The sequence below is a fragment of the Streptomyces sp. NPDC052036 genome, from assembly GCF_040680495.1.
Classification (GTDB): Bacteria; Actinomycetota; Actinomycetes; order Streptomycetales; family Streptomycetaceae; genus Streptomyces.
Map to the genome: position 1 here is coordinate 1 of NZ_JBFAWW010000043.1, position 16,491 is coordinate 16,491.

A 16,491-nucleotide genomic window follows, 5' to 3' on the forward strand; every position below is an offset into this window, starting at 1 on the left:
AATTTCGCCGTGCAGGCCCTGGCCGAGGCAATCACGCGGACGGGCGCTCACGTCCTGGTCCGTGTGAAAGAGAACCGCAGACTGCCGGTCCTGGAGGAACACCTGATGGCGCTGGCCCTCGTCCTGGTCGAACAGGGACAGCTGGGCTCCGGGGCGCGGCCGCTCGCGGCGCACGATGGTGCGGGTGCCGGGCGGGTAGCCGGTCAGGTCGAGCATGCCGGTCAGCTCGGCGACCTCGGCGCCGTCACGCAGTGTCCCGTCCTGGTCCAGGACGGGATGCCAGAGGCGGTCGGGCACGGCCCGGATGGCGCGGCGGACCGGTTCGGTGACCGCGTATCCGACCGAGAACCGCAGCGTCGGGGATCTGGGCGAGTGCCTGGTCGAGCACCGTGATGTGATCGGCGGCGGGGTGTTGGCGCCGGCGTTCCCCGGCCGCAGCCGCCCGGACAGCGCCTCGCCGGTGTTGGCCAGGAAGCACACCAGCGGGTGGAAGCCGAAGCCGCCTTTATAGGTGGGTGCGGCCTGCTGCTTCTCGGAGTGGCAGGTGATCAGCGTGGCGTCGAGGTCCAGGACCAAACCGGGCAGCATGTGTCCCGCGGCCCGGGCAGCGGGTATGCCCTCACCGGTCTCGGCGGCCTGACCCAGGCGACCTCCCGAGCCGAAGCGCGGGCCGCGCGCAGACAAGCCAGTGCCCGCTCGTCCACGTCGGCGAGCAGCCGCCAGGCCGTCGGTGTCGAGGCGACCGAGCCGAACACTTCGGCCTGGTCCCGCAGCACTGCCAGATCCGCGATGGCCTCGCCACCGTCGGCGAGCATCACCGCCAGGTCGGTGGCGATGCGTCCCGGATCATGTCCGGTCCCGAGAGGCCGAAGCGGCCTGAGCGCGGTGGAGTACGCGGCGGTCAGCCCGGTGGCATCAGCCAGATCCGCCAGCAACCGTGCCCCGGCATGCCCGACCACCCCCGAACCATCAGCACTGACATGAACCTTGGGACGCAACCCGATAGCCTGCACGTAGAAAGTGCCCTCCGCCTGGACCGACCGAACCCCTCAGTAAGGTTCATCGTCCCAGGTCAGGAAGGCACTTTCGCATTTCCCCCTCGAAAGCCGCCACACCCAACCGAAACGGCGAACTAATATCCCGACAACGTAAACCTCTGGGCACCCACAGCCCACGTCGCGGAGGCAGCCACAGTGTCGTACGACTTCCATGACATGACGTTTCTCATCACCGGCGCCACCCGGGGAATCGGCGCGAGCACCGCGCGCGCGGCAGCCGGTTACGGTGCCAACGTCGTGGTGGCCGGCACCCGCGAGACGGCGGGTGAGCTGGTCGCCGGCGAGATACGCGCGAACGGCGGCGAAGCCACGTTCGTGGCCTGCAACGTCCGCGACCCCGACCAGGTCGACGCGCTCGTGGCCGCCACGGTTGACGCCTACGGCGGCATCGACGTGCTGCACAACAACGCCGGGGTCAACGAAACGGCGATCAGCCCGCAGGTGTCCCTGGCGGACATGAGCGTCGAGACCTTCGATCAGGTGCTCGGCGTGAACCTGCGGGGCGCGTGGCTCTGCGCCAAGTACGCCCTGCCCCACCTCAGACTCAGCAAGCGCAACCCGTCGATCATCAACACAGGCTCGACCGGTGCGTTCACCGCCTTCCCCAACTGCGTGGCCTACGGCGCGGCCAAGGGCGGGCTGAGCCTGCTGACCAAGAACCTCGCCCTCGAACTCGCGTCGTCGGGCATTCGGGTCAACAGCATCGCCCCCGGTCTGACGGAGACCGAGATGGTGGCCGGGTACATGTCGGCCGCCGAGGACAGCGCCGCGATGATGCAGGCGATGACCGGCACCCACCTGGTGCCCCGGCTCGGCCGTCCCGAGGAGGTCGCCGAACTCGTCTGCTTCCTTGCCAGCGACCGGACGCTGTTCGTCAACGGCGTCGAGTGGCTGATCGACGGCGGCGCCCTCGCCTGGCGCGGCACCCGCTGACATCGGAGAACTCCCAGGCGGAACCGAGGCCCCGTTCGACCGCCTCCGCCGGGCGGAGGACCGGCGGCAGGCAGGCGACGGGAGGCGGCCATCCGGCAACCCTCTTTCCCCCCACGGGCCCGTGGCCTGCGCGGACGGTCAGATCCCCCATGGGTAGCCGGAGCCGACGAAACCGGCGAGCCGACGCCTTCGGCCGCCAACTAGCCTCGCCGTTTCGGTTGGGGTGGTGAGACGTCGCTGTTCGTCCGCTGTCGGGTGGGCCGGGTGATTTCGGTGCTTGGGCATGGCGGAGTCCCGGCGCGGTGGTCGGGTTCTCCAAGGTCTTTCGGGTCGCGGCGGTCAGGGGTTTGCTGGTCAGCCAGCGGGACGGGGCAGTGCGGCGAGTCCGTGGAAAGCCGTGGCCAGTTCGTGTCGCCAGGGCCAGGTGGCCGATATCCGCAAGCGCAGACGCCGACCGCCGCGGGTGAGGCGGGCCGCGACGTGCAGCAGCCGGTAGCGGAGCTTCTTCGGCTCGGCGGTGGCCAATTCCCCGTCCAGCAGCAGGACGCGCATCCAGGCCAGCAGGTCGATCGCCGCGAGGCTGAGTTCGAACCAGACGGCATTGACACCGAAGTCGCGGGAGGGGAAGCGGCCGAAGCCGGTGGCCTTGCCGCACCGGATGCGGTCCTCGACCGTGGCATGCCCACGGTGGCGGACTTCGAGGAACTGGGCGGAACCACCACCGCAGTAGGGGGTGTCGGTGAGGAACACCTGATGGCGCTGGCCCTCGTCCTGGTCGAACAGGGACAGCTGGGCTCCGGGGCGCGGCCGCTCGCGGCGCACGATGGTGCGGGTGCCGGGCGGGTAGCCGGTCAGGCCGAGCATGCTTGTAGCCGAACCGGGCCCTCGTCTCCACTGTGATCCCGCCGGTGGTGGCGGCCTGGCGCTGTCGGCGCTTGCGTACCTGCGGCTGCCAGCGGGGAAGTACAGACGCCGGTCGATCAGACAGTGCCCGGCGGACGTGGCGAAGGTGAGGTGCACAGCGACCTGGCACAGATCCACACCACCGACCGAGCCCGAGTACTGGCGGGCAGCAGCCACCGCGTTCGTCGAGGACTTCGCGTCCCCCGTCTCGTCCGCGATCAGGACCCCGTCACCGTCATCCCGCAGGTCCACCGCCCACAGCGCCGTCCGCTTGAGCACCGCTTGCTCGTCCCACACCGCGCGGGACAGCAGATGGTGCAGGCGGTGCGGGCCCCGCTCACCGATCGCCTCGGCCAGGCTCCAGCAGTTCACGTCCTCGAACTCCATCAGCATGCCCCGCGTCATCCGCGCGAACGTCCCCCGCGTCTCGGAACGAGCGAAACAGCCGGCCAGCAAGGCCAACAGGCCCCCGAACGCGGCCTCATGGCCCTCGTGGTCTACCGTGGCCAAAGCCGCCGTCTCGATTTGATCTTGGGTCACACCACGCCATGATCAGGACAGCCGCGCCCGTACCCACACCCACCCCCATCACACCGCTGACCAGCCACGACGCGGGTGGCCTGCCCCGAGCATGGCCTCACGGTCGCGGCGGTGCCGTGGGCGCGGCACAACGGTACGGCGTGTTCTCTGCATCAGCCCTGGTCAGCGACCCACGGAAGCGACAGGAGAGCCAGAAAGAGATAGTCGAGCATCAGGGTCCAGCCGGTGAGAAATCCGAGATGGCCGCCGAATGCCCGCTGCGTGTACTTGTACGCCGAACCGGCCTCGGGGAAGGCCCGCGCCATTCGTCCGTAACTGTGGGCTGTCAGCAGCATGACCACGAGCGCCAGCGTGTAGGCCTCTGGGAGGTGACCCGCGGTCTGCTGGTCGACGATCCCGTACGTGGTAAAAACCGCCACCGGGGACATGCAGGTAAGGCCGAACAGGACGATCGCGGGAAGTCGCAGCACTCTCGTCAACTGCGGGTCCTGGTCTTTTCTGGTGGGGGACACCGGCGTGGTCGCTCTCCGTCGCCGTTGCTTCAACGGTGGTTCATGTGATGTCCGTAGGCTGGCACCGGCCCACGGGTGCGGCCCTTCAGTAGACACGGCAGGAGCCGGGCGGTGCCGGCGTCCCAGTAGACGGTCTCCAGCACGTAGTCCTCGCGCGCCTGGCCGCGGCGACGGGCCTTGGTGCGGGCGCCCTTGCCCTTGACCGGACAGCGGCGGCCGGCGAAGTCCAGGTCCTCGATGTTGACGCCAAGGATCTCCTCCGCGCGGGCGGCGGTCTCGTAGAGCATCCGCCACAGCGTCTTCTCCCGCAGGTGCACCTCGCGCCGGGCGATCAGCTGGCCGATCGCCAGCTTCGAGCGGGCTGGGGTCTCGGAGTCCGGCACCGCCAGCCGCTTCGCCCAGGCCGGGACCATCGGCCCCTTGTAGCCGCGGTCCCGGCACCAGCCGAGCCAGGACAGCACTCCCGCCCGGCGGGAGTTCCACGTGTTCACCGCTGCGGTGCCCCAGAGCAGTTCCAGGGGCCTCGCCGATCTCGTCGTCCGCGACCGACGCCAGCGGCCGGGCCTCGCCGAGCCGTTCGGCGGTCTTGCCTACCCCGATCCCGTAGTTCCGGACGGTGTTCGGTTGCCGAGCGAGTCGAGGAACACGTCCGCCGCCGCCCGGACGGTCAACGTCTTCCCGGCCGGCAGCAACGCCTGCGACCGGCCCAGCCGGATGCCGCTGGGCGAGTGCCGAAGCACCTTCCCGAAGTACACGTCCGCGTCAGCGGGCTCCATGTCCCACAAGGGCCGGCCGAACCAGGTCCTGATCTGATCCAGGTGACCGACGTTCCCGCGGATGGTGCCGTCCGCCAGCCCAGCTGAGGCCCGTGCCAGGACAAACCCGGACAGCACATCGGTCTCGAACCGCTCCAGCTCCCCAGCCCACACGGGCGCCCAGTGCTCACGCAGGTCTCGTACGACTGCCAGCGCCGCCAACCCGAGCCTCCTCGCCTTCGACCCGACTGCGAATCGGTCGGACAAGTCGAAAGCGCTTCAAGAATCCCGAAGTTACGTCACAAGCCAGCAGAGCACACGAAGGAGGAAGAACCACCTGGCCACAGGCCCAGGGACTCAGCGGGGCTCAGGGGAACTCACGGGATGTCGCGCACTACCGCCGCGGGTGCCGTCCCGGTATCGGTAAGACTCCAGGGGTCCTCCCAGCCTGGCGGCATCTGACCGGGCCGCGCTCCCAAAGCCTGCGGATGCGCAGTCCCAAAGCCCTCGTCGCCCGGCTCGCTGTCGGCCCAGGGGTTGTCATATACGTCGAAGAGGCCCTCGGAGCCCTGATCCGAAGGAACCAAGGCGCCACCGTTCTCCTCGTCCGGGGCATCGTCGGCCCAAGGGTTGTCGCCCGGTTCGAACGATGCCATCAGCGCGGGCACGTGCTCATGGGCTGAGCCGTCCACGTCCTGCCACGCCTCGGGACCCTCCAGACCAGTAGCCTCGCGGCGGAGGGGGACTGGGGAGTTCGGCGGGGTGTCCACCACGGGCGGGCGGCCGGACGACGACGATCCGCCGCCCGTTACCTGCACGGGTGGGTTCAAGATGCCGTCCAGTTTGCCTTCCAGGTGATCGGCCGGGGAGATCGATCCGAGATTCTTGGGGTTCATCGCGGTGTGACGAGAGCCCCAGACGCCGCTGAACGATCCGTTGGCGGCGCCGGAGACGTAGTCGCCGGACAAACCGAACGCGGCATCCTGGGCGGCTCCCTCTGCCATGCCGGCCAGAGCCGAGTACCCACCCTGCCATACCAGGTCGGCAGTTCCTCGCCCAAGAGCGCCGAGCCCCGCCGCACGGACTCCCTTCCCCAGACCGTGCCCGAGCGCTCCGCCGAGCAGGCCCGCGCCGAACCCAACGGCGCCACCGACCGCCCCGTTGACTGCGGCCACCTCCAGCTGCGAACCGTCCAGCGAGCGGCGATGGTGCTGGGCCAGTTCAATGACCTGTGCCAGCAAGGCGAACCCCTCCTGCGCCACCACCGCCTCAGCGACCCGGGTCAGTGCCCGCGTGACGGCCTTGCGCAGAAAGCTCAAGCACAGCACGCGAGCTGCGGTGATCTCGGCCGCAGCGGCCTCCAGACCCCCGAAGAAGAACAGCACCGTCGCATCCACCATGAGCTGTATCGCGAGCACGATCAGAGCGCCGATGATCTCGATACGCAGGGTCTCGATCTCGTTCGCCTGATCATCCAACGCGTCAGCGGCGTCGTCACAGCAGCGGACGATCGCCGGAAGTACGGCACTGTCATCGTCTCCCGACCGCCCGAGCAGGGTCGTCAGGAACTGGTCGATGGCCTCACGCGTCGCCCCCTCCAGGCCGGTGTCCACGTGCTTGCGTACCTCGGCGACGTCCTGGGTACACGCTTGGAGCGTGGTGGCCACATGCCGCCATGATGCCGCCTCGGCACGCAGCGCTGCTTCATCGCCGGTGGGCCATTTGTTTCCGACGACCACCATGAGCAGGTTCTGCAGCTCCGGCGGCACGTGGTGAGCATCGGTCATGACGATGCGTCACCCGGGTCGGCGATACGTCGCGCGAGGTCGGTGGCGGCTTCAACCGCGCTGTCCTCAGCCCGGGCGAAAACACGTCGCGTCGCGTCCAGGTTGTCCGCCAACTGCTGGAACAGCGTCGGGAGCTCCTGCACCATGTTCACAAGGCTGGCGCGGGGCTGGGCGAAAGCGTCGCCGAATGCTTGCCCCAGCCCTGGGTCGTCACCCCAGGGGGTGGGTCCGGACCGGGCCGTCGCGTCCTGGCTGTCCGCCGCGGCCCTCTGCGCCTCCCCAGCCGCAGCTTCGGCAGCCTTGACCGCGGCCATCAAGGCGGAGAAGTCGACCATCAACGTCCCGGAGTCGCCCGGCACAGGAGGGAGGCCGGGCAGTGGCAGTACCGGAGCCGACGCCGAGACGGGGGCATTCCGATAGCCGCCAGCAGGACCCGGCACCTCAGGCTGATTCAGGTTCTCTTGCCCTGGCGACATGCACACCCTTCACAGTAACCGACAGCCACCGCCGGAACAGTCACCGAGGGCGCCCTATTGACCTCTGCATCACACCATCAGACAGGAACACGGCCCGGCTCTCCTAACAGACTTCGAACGCACACGCGCCTTGATTTGACGTGCCATTGACGCCCCTCCGGGCCTGAAGTGTCACGCGATGCAGCCACGCCTCGCGGTCCATCCCCGGCTGAGGAGCGTTCGCCGGTTTGGTGTCGACAAACGACCGTATGCCGACACTCGCACCGGTGATCACGAACCCGCAGGTGGGCAGTGTCGACAACTCGCGTCGAGAATCAACGTCGGTGAACGGTCTGACCGATAGATTCCCACACATGCTGATCGGCTACGCGCCGGTCTCGACCGCCGACCAGAACCCTGATCATCCGATTGACGCCCTACTAGGGGCCGGCGTCAACCGCGACCACGTCCACGTCGACACCGCGAGCGGCGCAAAGGCGTCCAGCCCGAAGCTCGACCTCGTCATGCAGGTGCTGCGCGAGCGCGACACACTGAAGACCACCCGGCTCGACCGGCTCTCCCGCTCTGTCCTGCACCTGGTGACCCTCGGCGCCGACCTGCGCGAGCGCGGGGTCGGGCTGCACGTCATCGAGCAGGGCATCGACACCTCCACGATGGAGGGCCGGGCGATGTTCGGGATGCTGTCCGTGCCGGCTGAACTCCAGCGCGAGCTAATCGTGGCGAACACCAACGGCGGGCTCGCCTCCGCACGAGCCCGTGGCCGGATCGGCGGACGCCGGCCCAAGCTCACCGCGGACCAGGCCGCGCTCGCCCAACGGCTCTACGACGAGCGAGAGAGGACCGTCCAGCAGATCGCAGACATGTTCGGCGTCCCCCGGCCGACGGTGTACGGGCACCTCGACAAGACCAAGACCGTCCCCCGTCAACCGAAGAAGCCCGTGGTCACAAAGTCTTGACCGCTACTTTGCGGCCGGTGTCCGAGCTAGGACTCCGGCGCCGGAGTGGTGCGCTCGGGTCGGACATCACTGCGTGGTTGCCTTTCTGTCACCAGGGTCGTGATGGCCGGATGCGGTCACCTGGGGTGGATGGTCAGGCGGCCTGGGGGCGGCCGAAGCGGAGGTCGTAGCCTGCGGGGAGCTGGAGCAGGATCTCCTTGAGAAGGTCGCCGGCGGTGTCGGCGGCCGCGGAGAGGACGGCGCTGACGTCCCAGGCCGCGGTCTGTTCGGTGGCCCCTTCGATCCAGACCGCGGTCGCGCACGAACCGCTCCCCCCGGAGCGGTTCGGCGCTCTGCAGCGGGTTGAGAAGGATCAGGGCGAATCCTTCCGGCAGACGCGCTGCCAGCTGAGCGCGTACCTCGCCGGCCAGGTGTGCGCCCAGTAGGGCGAGCACCACGCGGGCCGCGCGTTCGGCTTCCTGCGGGGTGTCGTATTCGCCGCGTTCTTTCACCTGGTCGAGGAACACTTCGCGTCGCACCGTCATGTCGACCGCCACCCCTTCTTCGGTTCGCCGGGGCGCGCAGGACGGGCGAGGGGGAGATGAGATACCCGTCCTCCGCCGCTATTCGGCCCTCATCGGGTCGGGTTCAGCCAGAGATCTCCTTGCGGCCGGATCCGACGCCGATGGCGATCTTGCGGGGCTTGGCGCGCTCGGCGATCGGGATGCGCAGGGTGAGCACGCCCGCGCCGTAGTCGGCCTGGATGTGCTCGGTGTCCAGCGTGTCGGCGAGCACGAGCTGGCGGGAGAAGACGCCCAGTGGCCCTTCCGACAAATCCATCCGTGCGTCGTCGGCCTTTGCCACGGGCCGACGCTCGGCCGCGACGGTCGACATGTTGCGTTCGACGTCGATGTCGATCGCGTCCGCGCTGACACCGCGGATGTCGAAGGCGACCACGAACTAGTCGCCCTCGCGGTAGGCGTCCATCGGTATCGGGGACGGCCTCGACCAGGTGCCCGGGCCCATCAGCTGCGGGCCAGCCGATCCAGCTCACGGAAGGGGTCAGTGCGCATCAACATCGGAAAACACCTCCAGGGTTCGGGCAGTTGATGCCAATGCGCCTCACGGAAACCGATGTAACATGTCATCACTTGGACGACAAACATAGTGTCGTCCAAGTGATGACGACAGAGGGAGGTGTGTGCCCGTTGCCCCCGGCCGACCAGCCGACCCCGACCAGCACCGACGCCCACAGCCCGGCGTCCTTTCTCGCCGCCGCTGCGGCCCTTGCCGCCATAGACGACGCCCTGCGCGATGCCCAGGACGAGACCCCCGACGCCGTCAGCCCCGGTCCCGAGCAGGCACTGGCCTCCCTGATGCTGCTGCGGCAGGTGCGCGAGCAGCTCGCCGGATGGGAGACCGGCCTGATCGAAACCGCCCGCGAGGCGGGCGCCAGCTGGGCCGACCTCGCCCACCCCCTCGGCGTCGCCAGCCGTCAGGCCGCCGAACGCCGCTACCTGCGTGGCCGCCCCGGCGCCATCGGCGCCACCGGCGAGCAGCGCGTGACGGCCACCCGCCAGGCCAGGGCCGCCGAACGCGCCACTGCTACCTGGGCCCGCGCCAACGCCGCCGACCTGCGCCGCCTCGCCGGACAGATCACCGCGCTTGCCCACCTCGCGCCCGAAGCGCGCTCAGCCCAGGCCGCCCTGCATGCCGCCCTCGGCGCCACTGACGCCGCCGAGCTCATTGCCCCCCTGACCGGCATGCGCCCCTACCTCGATGCCCACCACGCCGATCTCGTCAAATGCCTGGACGCCCTAGATGACCGGCTCACGACGACAGGGGCTGACGACGGCTGACTCCCACCACAGAGAGTCACAAAATGCGGGTGCAGTCCGGCCCGCCCCGAACCACGCCGACGGCCGGCAACGATCCGTCTCGGCCCGAGTCCAACCCGTTCATGACGTTCCCACAGAAAGAGACCCACATGGGTAGCAGTGTCGAGACGCTGGAATTTCAGGCCGAGACTCGCCAGTTGCTCCGACTGGTGATTCACTCGATCTACTCGAACAAGGACATCTTCCTACGCGAGCTGATCTCGAACGCCTCCGACGCACTGGACAAGTTGAGGCTGGAATCACTGACCGACTCCAGCCTCGCCGAGATCGACACCACCGACCTGCACATCTCGTTGGAGGTCGACAAGGACGCCCGCACACTGACCGTCCGTGACAACGGCATCGGCATGACCCGGGACGATCTCGTGGAGCTGATCGGCACGATCGCCAAGTCCGGCACCGCCGGCCTGCTGGAGAAGATCAAGGAGTCCAAGGACGCCGCCAGCGCCGAGAGTCTGATCGGGCAGTTCGGCGTCGGCTTCTACTCGGCGTTCATGGTCGCCGACAAGGTCACCCTGCGCACCCGGCGAGCCGGCACCGACTCCGGCACCCAGTGGGAGTCCGACGGTGAGGGCACCTACACCATCCAGGCCGTCGACGGCCTGCCCGTGGGCACCTCGGTCACCCTGCACCTCAAGCCCGCCGACAGCGATGACGGGCTCGCCGACTACCTGTCCGAGTCGAAGATCCGCCAGATCGTCAAGCAGTATTCGGACTTCATCCGCTGGCCGATCCGGATGGCCACCGAGCGCACCGACACCGAGGGCGAGACCACCCACGACGTCGACACGCTCAACTCGATGAAGGCGCTGTGGGCCCGGCCGCGCATCGAGGTGACCGAGGACGAGTACAACGAGTTCTACCAGCAGATCAGCCACGACTGGCTGCCCCCGGCCGAGACGATCCACATGCGCGCCGAAGGCACCTTCGAGTACGAGGCACTGCTGTTCATCCCCTCGCAGGCGCCCTTCGACCTGTTCTCCCGCGAGACCAAGCCCGGCGTGCAGCTGTACGTCAAGCGAGTGTTCATCATGGACGACTGCGAAGCGCTCATGCCCAACTACCTGCGCTTCGTCAAGGGTGTCGTGGACGCCCACGACCTGTCCTTGAACGTCTCCCGCGAGATCCTCCAGCACGACCGACAGATCCGCGGCGTGCGCCGGCGCCTGGTCAAGAAGGTCCTCGGCGCCATCAAGGACATGCAGTCCAAGGACGCCGAGCGCTACGCGAAGGTGTGGGCGCAGTTCGGCCGTGCGCTCAAGGAAGGCCTGGTCGAGGACACGGACAACACCGAGGCCCTGCTTGAGCTGGTGTCGGCCGCCTCCACGCACGACCCGGAGAAAACCACCACGCTGCGCGAGTACGTCGAGCGCATGAAGGACGGGCAGGACACCATCTACTACCTGACCGGCGAGACCCGCGCGATGGTGGAGAACTCCCCGCACATGGAAGCCTTCGCCGCCAAGGGGTACGAGGTCCTGATCCTCACCGACCCCATCGACGAGGTGTGGGTGGACCGGGTCCCGGCCTTCGACGGCCACCGTCTGCAGTCCATCGCCAAGGGCCAGGTCGACCTCGACGAGTCCGCCGAAGGCGACCAGGAAACCAACCCGGAGAAGGACCAGCGCGAGCAGGACTTCGCCGCCCTGCTGCCGTGGCTGACCACCACCCTGTCCGAGCAGGTCAAACAGGTCCGCCTGTCGTCACGCCTGACGACCTCGGCGGCATGCATCGTCGGCGACGCCCACGACGTGACGCCGACCCTGGAGAAGATGTACCGGGCGATGGGACAGCAACTGCCCACCGTCAAGAGGATCCTGGAACTCAACCCCGCACACCCACTGATCACCGCCCTGCGCACAGCACACGACGCAGGCGCCGACAACGCCGCACTGGCGGAGATCGCCGAGCTGATATACGGCAGCGCGCTGCTCGCCGAAGGGGGCGACCTGCCCAACCCGGCCCGCTTCACCCGGCTGCTCACCGACCGCCTGCCCCGCACTCTGTAACCATGGGTGCGGCCCGGCACGGCCGAAGCGCCCGCCCGCCCCGACACCCCGTACAGGGTGTCGGGGCGGGCGGGTGTGCTCGGGCTGCCCACCCACCACACGGGGTGATGCTCTGTGCTGGAATCGTTGACTACCTCATGCTCTGCCAGGTCACCTGCCACGGTCGCGCGCGAATCACGCCGACGATCAAGGAACGGGCGGTGCCCACCAACTTTCTGAGCGAGGAACAGCGCAGGCGCTTCGGCCACTTCACCGAGGACCCGGACGAGGGGCAGCTCGCCGGATCTTTCCTGCTGGATAAGACCGCGCGCCGCAGTGCGATGGCTGCCCGTGGCGCGCGGAGCCGGATTGGCTGGGCCGTCCAGCTCGGCACCATCCGCTACCTGCGCACCTTCCTGAACAACCCCGAAGAGGTGCCTGCCATGGTGCTCGCCTGCGTCGCCAAGCAGCTCGGCCTGGAGCCGACCGCCTCGCCGGGTACGGCGGCGGCGAGGCTTCGTTCTCATGCTGCTCGATCACTCGTTGCAGGGCCTCGATCGAGCGCGGTGGGTGAGTGCGCCGGGTGACGAGTACCGTGGTGAGCTCGGGACCGGCGAAGGCCAGCAAGGGCTTGGTCCGCCCGGCGTGGTAGCTCAGCACGTTGCGGTGGCGGCGGAGCAGTTGGCCCGCCAGCGTCAGGGTGACGGTGTTGCGGCTGCTCAGGACAGCGGCCAGGACGTGATGGCGGTGGTCGAGAGTGCCGAAGCCGGGGTTGCGGCCGCGCCTGTCGCGGTCCTCGCGCCAGGTGCTTCAGCTGTCCCTGTCGACGTATTTCGCGCGGCACCGCCGAGAACCGATTGGCGCTGGTGGACCTGGCGACCGGTGCGGTCACGCCGGTGATGGGGCCGCTGGCCCCCTTCGCTCACGTCGTGCTGTCTGCCAAGTACGTCGCCTGGTACTCGTCATACGGAGCCGATGGGACGGTATCGGCGGGACAGATCCACGTCGTGTCCCGCTCCGCCCCCGCCGGAACTGAGAACACGATCGAGGTCCCGGCGGTGCCGCTGGGCAGCGGGTACATCAGCACCGAGCGGCTCATCCTGCGGATTCCGGGTGCAGGGTCATGGCGTCGTACAGCGGCGACCCGGCGGCGTGCCTGACGCGGCCGATCTCCTCGTACCCCCACCGGGGGTAGGCGGAGCGGGCGGGTTCGTTGTCGATGATGCACGTGAGCGTCGTCCAGGGCTCCGCGCGGCCGATCACCATCTCGTCGTGCAGGCGCCGACCGATGCCCATGTTCTGGTACAGCGGGAGCGTCATCAGTTCCCGCAGCCAGAACACCTCTCCGCGCTCGGCTGCCTGAACGACCTCCGTGGGCCGGGCGCCGCTGAGGGATACCCACCAGGCGCGTTCGGGGTCGAGGGTGACGCCGTGAACGTATCCGGCGAGGGTGCCGTCCTCCAGGCGCGCGGTGACGACTTCGAAACCCGGCATGTCGAACGCGGCGTACAGGCGGTTGATGTAAGTGGGCTCGGCGAAGAAGGGGTCGCCGATGTACGGGGCGACGTTGTAGACGTCGGCGTATACGGCGATCAGCTCGTCCGCGATTTCCTTTGCCTCACCGGGGGTGTGGCGACGCAGGGACAGGCGCGGGACGCTGGTGGTCATGCCGTGCTCCTCTCAGGCGGTGTGCAGTTTCAGCAGCTCGACCGTGTCACGCGCCGGACCGTTTCCCTTGCTGTACGGCTTCAATCCGTCTCGGACGACGACGAGTTGTCGACGGTTGCGGGTGGAGGCCATCCCGCCGTCGATGAGGCGCAGAGACTCCTGGGCGGCGCTGACGCTGCGGTCCAGGTCCCGGTTCTGGACGGCTGCACCAGCGAGGCGGGCCAGGCACATGCCGCGGTTGCGGGAGTGCTCGATGTCCTGGAGGGTTGCGGAGCGCTCCAGGAGCCGGACGGCACGCCGGTGCTGCCCGAGATCCGAGCGGCACATCCCTTCCAGACAGACCAATTCCGCTTCGTTGAGGAACAGCGCCCATTCCGGATCTTGGTCACTGACGCCCCGGTCGAACGCGCGCCACGCGCGCTTGATGGCGGTGGAGGCATTCAGCTCGTCACCCATCCGCGCGTAGCCCTGGGCAGCGCGAATGGCCACGAGCGCAGTCACCCGAGGCGGCGCGGACCAGGCGGCAGTGTGCTGCTCGGCGAGCCGTGCGAACCGTACGGACTCGCGGGGCTTGTCCAGGTCGACGGATTGCCGGGCCATGTTGGACAGGGTGCGGGTCGCCAGCGGTTCGTCGCCTTCGAGGAGCGCCGTGTTCAGCGCCTCGGAAAAGTACACGCGGGCCTCGTGCTGCCTGTCCGCGTCGTAGCAGAACCAGCCCAGTGACGTGGTGAGCTGCCCGGCGATCTGGTGCAGCTCCTGCCCGATCTCCTTGGAGTAAATTCCCACGCCGATCAGGTGCTCGACCCACATCAGATGGGAGCGTGCCGAGCGCCACAGTCGATCACCGCCGAAGCGCTGATCGATGGCGTCCAGATCGGTGGCGGTCTCCTTCAGTACCTGGACGTCGGCTTCTTCAACTTTGACTTCCGAACTTCCGGGGCGGGCGGAGGCAGGGGAAGGGGTGAGCCAGGGGAGGCCGACGGCGGCACCGGCCCCAGCAGCAAGAGCTTCGCGTCGGTTCACGGGCTGGATGATCTCCTGTTCGACAGCGGGGGCGTCAACCCCCAGCGTCGCCGGAGGTTGGAAGCCCAGGTATTCGGGGCCCTTGCCGAACGCGGCCCGCAGAGCTGTCGCGTAGGGCGGCTGCGGCCAGCCGGGAGACGTGGATTCCCACCGACGGTAGGTGCGGTGGCTGACCATGAAGCCGCTGTCTCGCAGTGCTTCTCTCCCGACGGAGCTGACTTCCTCTGCGGCGCGCTCCTGGCTGAACCAGCCTTTTGAGATGCGCGCCGCGAACAGAGCCTCATTGCCTGGCTTCCTCGCCACCGGTCCCCCTGACGCGTAGTACCTCACCCACCGTAGGGCCCAACAGGCGTGTAATGCGGTTGGTAGCGGGAAAAACCGGTCGGCCGGCCATCCTGGGACGCTGGATGGCCGGTAGATGGCCGCTTCATGACCTGGAGCCAGGCGCGTTCGTGCAGTGCACTGTGACTGCCGCCAGTGCGGCCAGCCGACCCCGTCCTCATCCCCCCGCGGGCGGGGTCTGCTCACCCATCCCCAACTGAGGCATGACGGTGGCCAGAGCAGGAACCACACAGGTGGCCGGATCAAGCACGGAACCCGCACGATGCCCCGGGACGGAGTCGCTCGTTCTGCCGCGTGAGCCGGCGTCCTCGCCGGCCGCCCGCCACTTCGTGCACGGTGTGCTCAGGGACTGGGGGCTACCCGGGATCGAGGACGAGCCCGCGCTGGTCGTGACCGAGCTGGGTCACAACATGATCGAGCACACACACCGATTGTGCGGGTCACCGTTCGCCGTGTGTCGCTGGGGACGGTCCGGGTGGGCATCACCGCCAGGGGCTGGCGTTTGCCCTTACCCCGGGCCATTGTCTGTTGGACACCGGCAGGCGGGGGCTGGTCCTGGTGGACGCCTGACGAAGGCATGGGGTTGTACGACGTGGCCGTGGGCGAAACGCATGTGGGCTGGCCTGGATGTGCCCGATGCCGCCAACGCGGCCTCGGGGGCGCCGAGATGACGCACCAACTCGTGGACTCCCCCGCCTTGCCGATCGCGAAGTGGCTGCCCGGCTGCGCGGCGTGGGACCGGAAACGGGTATCGGCCGAGTGGGATGAGACGGGAATAACCCTCCTGCGGCCCGCGGGGAAGTTCTTCCCGATCAGCATCTCCCTGCTGATCGTCGAGGCCGCTGCCGACACCATCGGCCCCACCGAGGTGGATACCTACCTGGCCGAGGCACTGCATGGCGCGCCCTTCATCCGCTGCAACAACGGTCGATGGGTGTACGTCCTCGTCGAGCCGGTAGCGGCTCGTGACTGGGATGTCGCCGACGCGGGGTGCCTCGGCGAGGAGACCGACCTCGGCGTACCGTGTCCGGACCTCGTCGGGGCACCGAGGCCGTACGGCGTCGTACTGGGCGGTGCCGATGGCCGGGCCGGGCGCGCTGGGGACGAGGACGACGGTGACCCAGCTCGTCGCCTAAGGCCGTTACAGGATGGCGAAGCAGGAGGGGACGCCATGACGGTCGCCGCCCAGCGCACGATCGACGTCACCGAGGTGAGGAAGGTCTACGAGGCAGCATTCGTGCGCACGTCGGCCGACGGAGCGAGGTCGATGCGCGACCAAAGCGAGGAGCCCGTTCGGCTCCTGCTCCTTGAGGTATGGGCGATGAGGCCGGTCGTCGAGGGTGCACAGGACAGTCTCTTGGAGGTCGTCTTGCGCCGCGCGAAGGAGGTCCTGGCCGAGGAGCCTGCGCAGGGCACCGTGGCGGGCGCGCGCCAGGTCCACGACTTGGCTACGTCCAGTCGCGCTCTGCTGACCCCGACGAGGTATCCGAGTCTGCTCACCCAGACGCCCCCCGGACGCGGCGAGCACACGGGGAGAGTTGCCCCATGGTTTCCCGCAGCCAGGTCGCCGCACGGCCGGTGGTGTGCGCCACCCTCCTCGGGCTGCTGCTCACCAGCGTGTGACGCCCGCCGACTCCGCCCCCGACCACGCCGCCCCCGTCCCTGATTGCTCA

The 16,491-nt window shown here is 68.5% G+C and carries 11 protein-coding genes and 7 pseudogenes; 6 read left to right on the plus strand and 12 right to left on the minus strand.

Going from position 1 to position 16,491, the window contains the following annotated elements:
- Positions 1–99: 99 nt before the first annotated feature.
- Positions 100–1,013 (minus strand): annotated as a pseudogene (locus AB0L95_RS35755) (transposase); the annotation flags it as partial.
- Positions 1,014–1,214: 201 nt separating this feature from the next.
- Between AB0L95_RS35755 and AB0L95_RS35760 the strand changes: the two are divergent.
- The gene (locus tag AB0L95_RS35760) at positions 1,215–1,991 is read left to right on the plus strand and encodes an SDR family oxidoreductase (protein WP_365169400.1); all 777 of its coding nucleotides are present in this window, start codon (positions 1,215–1,217) and stop codon (positions 1,989–1,991) included.
- Positions 1,992–2,345: 354 nt separating this feature from the next.
- Here AB0L95_RS35760 and AB0L95_RS35765 read toward each other — a convergent pair.
- The 7 genes and pseudogenes from AB0L95_RS35765 to AB0L95_RS35795 form a co-directional block, all read right to left on the minus strand.
- Positions 2,346–2,840, minus strand: a pseudogene (locus tag AB0L95_RS35765) (transposase); the annotation flags it as partial.
- 19 nt (positions 2,841–2,859) lie between these two features.
- Positions 2,860–2,961, minus strand: a pseudogene (locus AB0L95_RS35770) (XRE family transcriptional regulator); the annotation flags it as partial.
- Positions 2,922–3,299, minus strand: a pseudogene (locus AB0L95_RS35775) (transposase); the annotation flags it as partial. The pseudogenes AB0L95_RS35775 and AB0L95_RS35770, both read right to left, overlap by 40 nt.
- Positions 3,300–3,586: 287 nt before the next feature.
- Positions 3,587–3,946: a hypothetical protein gene (locus AB0L95_RS35780; RefSeq protein ID WP_365169402.1), complete on the minus strand. Its 360-nt coding sequence runs from the start codon at positions 3,944–3,946 to the stop codon at positions 3,587–3,589.
- A 62-nt stretch (positions 3,947–4,008) separates the two neighbouring features.
- Positions 4,009–4,638: pseudogene (locus tag AB0L95_RS35785) on the minus strand (site-specific integrase); the annotation flags it as partial.
- A gap of 440 nt (positions 4,639–5,078) precedes the next feature.
- The gene (locus tag AB0L95_RS35790; protein ID WP_365169405.1) at positions 5,079–6,488 is read right to left on the minus strand and encodes a hypothetical protein; all 1,410 of its coding nucleotides are present in this window, start codon (positions 6,486–6,488) and stop codon (positions 5,079–5,081) included.
- Positions 6,485–6,823, minus strand: a complete 339-nt coding sequence (locus AB0L95_RS35795) for a hypothetical protein (RefSeq protein ID WP_365169408.1) — start codon at positions 6,821–6,823, stop codon at positions 6,485–6,487. Before AB0L95_RS35795 ends, AB0L95_RS35790 begins: the two co-directional genes overlap by 4 nt.
- A 494-nt stretch (positions 6,824–7,317) precedes the next feature.
- Here AB0L95_RS35795 and AB0L95_RS35800 point away from each other — a divergent pair, with 494 nt between their 5' ends.
- Entirely contained in the window at positions 7,318–7,920 is a 603-nt protein-coding gene (locus AB0L95_RS35800; RefSeq protein WP_365169411.1) for a recombinase family protein, read from the plus strand.
- A gap of 133 nt (positions 7,921–8,053) precedes the next feature.
- On the opposite strand, the pseudogene AB0L95_RS35805 reads toward AB0L95_RS35800, so the two are convergent.
- Positions 8,054–8,444: pseudogene (locus AB0L95_RS35805) on the minus strand (DUF2267 domain-containing protein).
- A 103-nt stretch (positions 8,445–8,547) separates the two neighbouring features.
- Positions 8,548–8,978, minus strand: a pseudogene (locus AB0L95_RS35810) (Hsp20/alpha crystallin family protein).
- Between the two features lie 129 nt (positions 8,979–9,107).
- On the opposite strand from AB0L95_RS35810, the gene AB0L95_RS35815 reads away from it, so the two are divergent.
- The 3 genes from AB0L95_RS35815 to AB0L95_RS35825 all read left to right on the plus strand — a co-directional run bounded on the left by AB0L95_RS35815 (position 9,108) and on the right by AB0L95_RS35825 (position 12,372).
- Positions 9,108–9,758, plus strand: a complete 651-nt coding sequence (locus AB0L95_RS35815) for a type III effector protein (protein ID WP_365169520.1) — start codon at positions 9,108–9,110, stop codon at positions 9,756–9,758.
- Between the two features lie 128 nt (positions 9,759–9,886).
- Positions 9,887–11,806, plus strand: coding sequence for a molecular chaperone HtpG (gene htpG / locus AB0L95_RS35820; protein WP_365169414.1), 1,920 nt, complete (start codon positions 9,887–9,889; stop codon positions 11,804–11,806).
- A gap of 200 nt (positions 11,807–12,006) precedes the next feature.
- Positions 12,007–12,372 carry a DUF4158 domain-containing protein gene (locus AB0L95_RS35825; protein ID WP_365169416.1) on the plus strand — a complete coding sequence of 122 codons (366 nt, stop codon included), beginning with the start codon at positions 12,007–12,009 and terminating at the stop codon, positions 12,370–12,372.
- Between the two features lie 508 nt (positions 12,373–12,880).
- Here the strand turns inward: AB0L95_RS35825 and AB0L95_RS35830 are convergent.
- Positions 12,881–13,453 (minus strand): GNAT family N-acetyltransferase, encoded by a 573-nt coding sequence (locus tag AB0L95_RS35830; protein WP_365169419.1) that lies wholly within the window; start codon positions 13,451–13,453, stop codon positions 12,881–12,883.
- Between the two features lie 12 nt (positions 13,454–13,465).
- Complete coding sequence (locus AB0L95_RS35835) at positions 13,466–14,806, minus strand: hypothetical protein (protein ID WP_365169421.1); 1,341 nt, start codon at positions 14,804–14,806, stop codon at positions 13,466–13,468.
- Positions 14,807–15,515: 709 nt separating this feature from the next.
- Here AB0L95_RS35835 and AB0L95_RS35840 point away from each other — a divergent pair.
- Complete coding sequence (locus AB0L95_RS35840; RefSeq protein WP_365169423.1) at positions 15,516–16,484, plus strand: hypothetical protein; 969 nt, start codon at positions 15,516–15,518, stop codon at positions 16,482–16,484.
- The last annotated feature ends 7 nt before the right edge of the window (positions 16,485–16,491 follow it).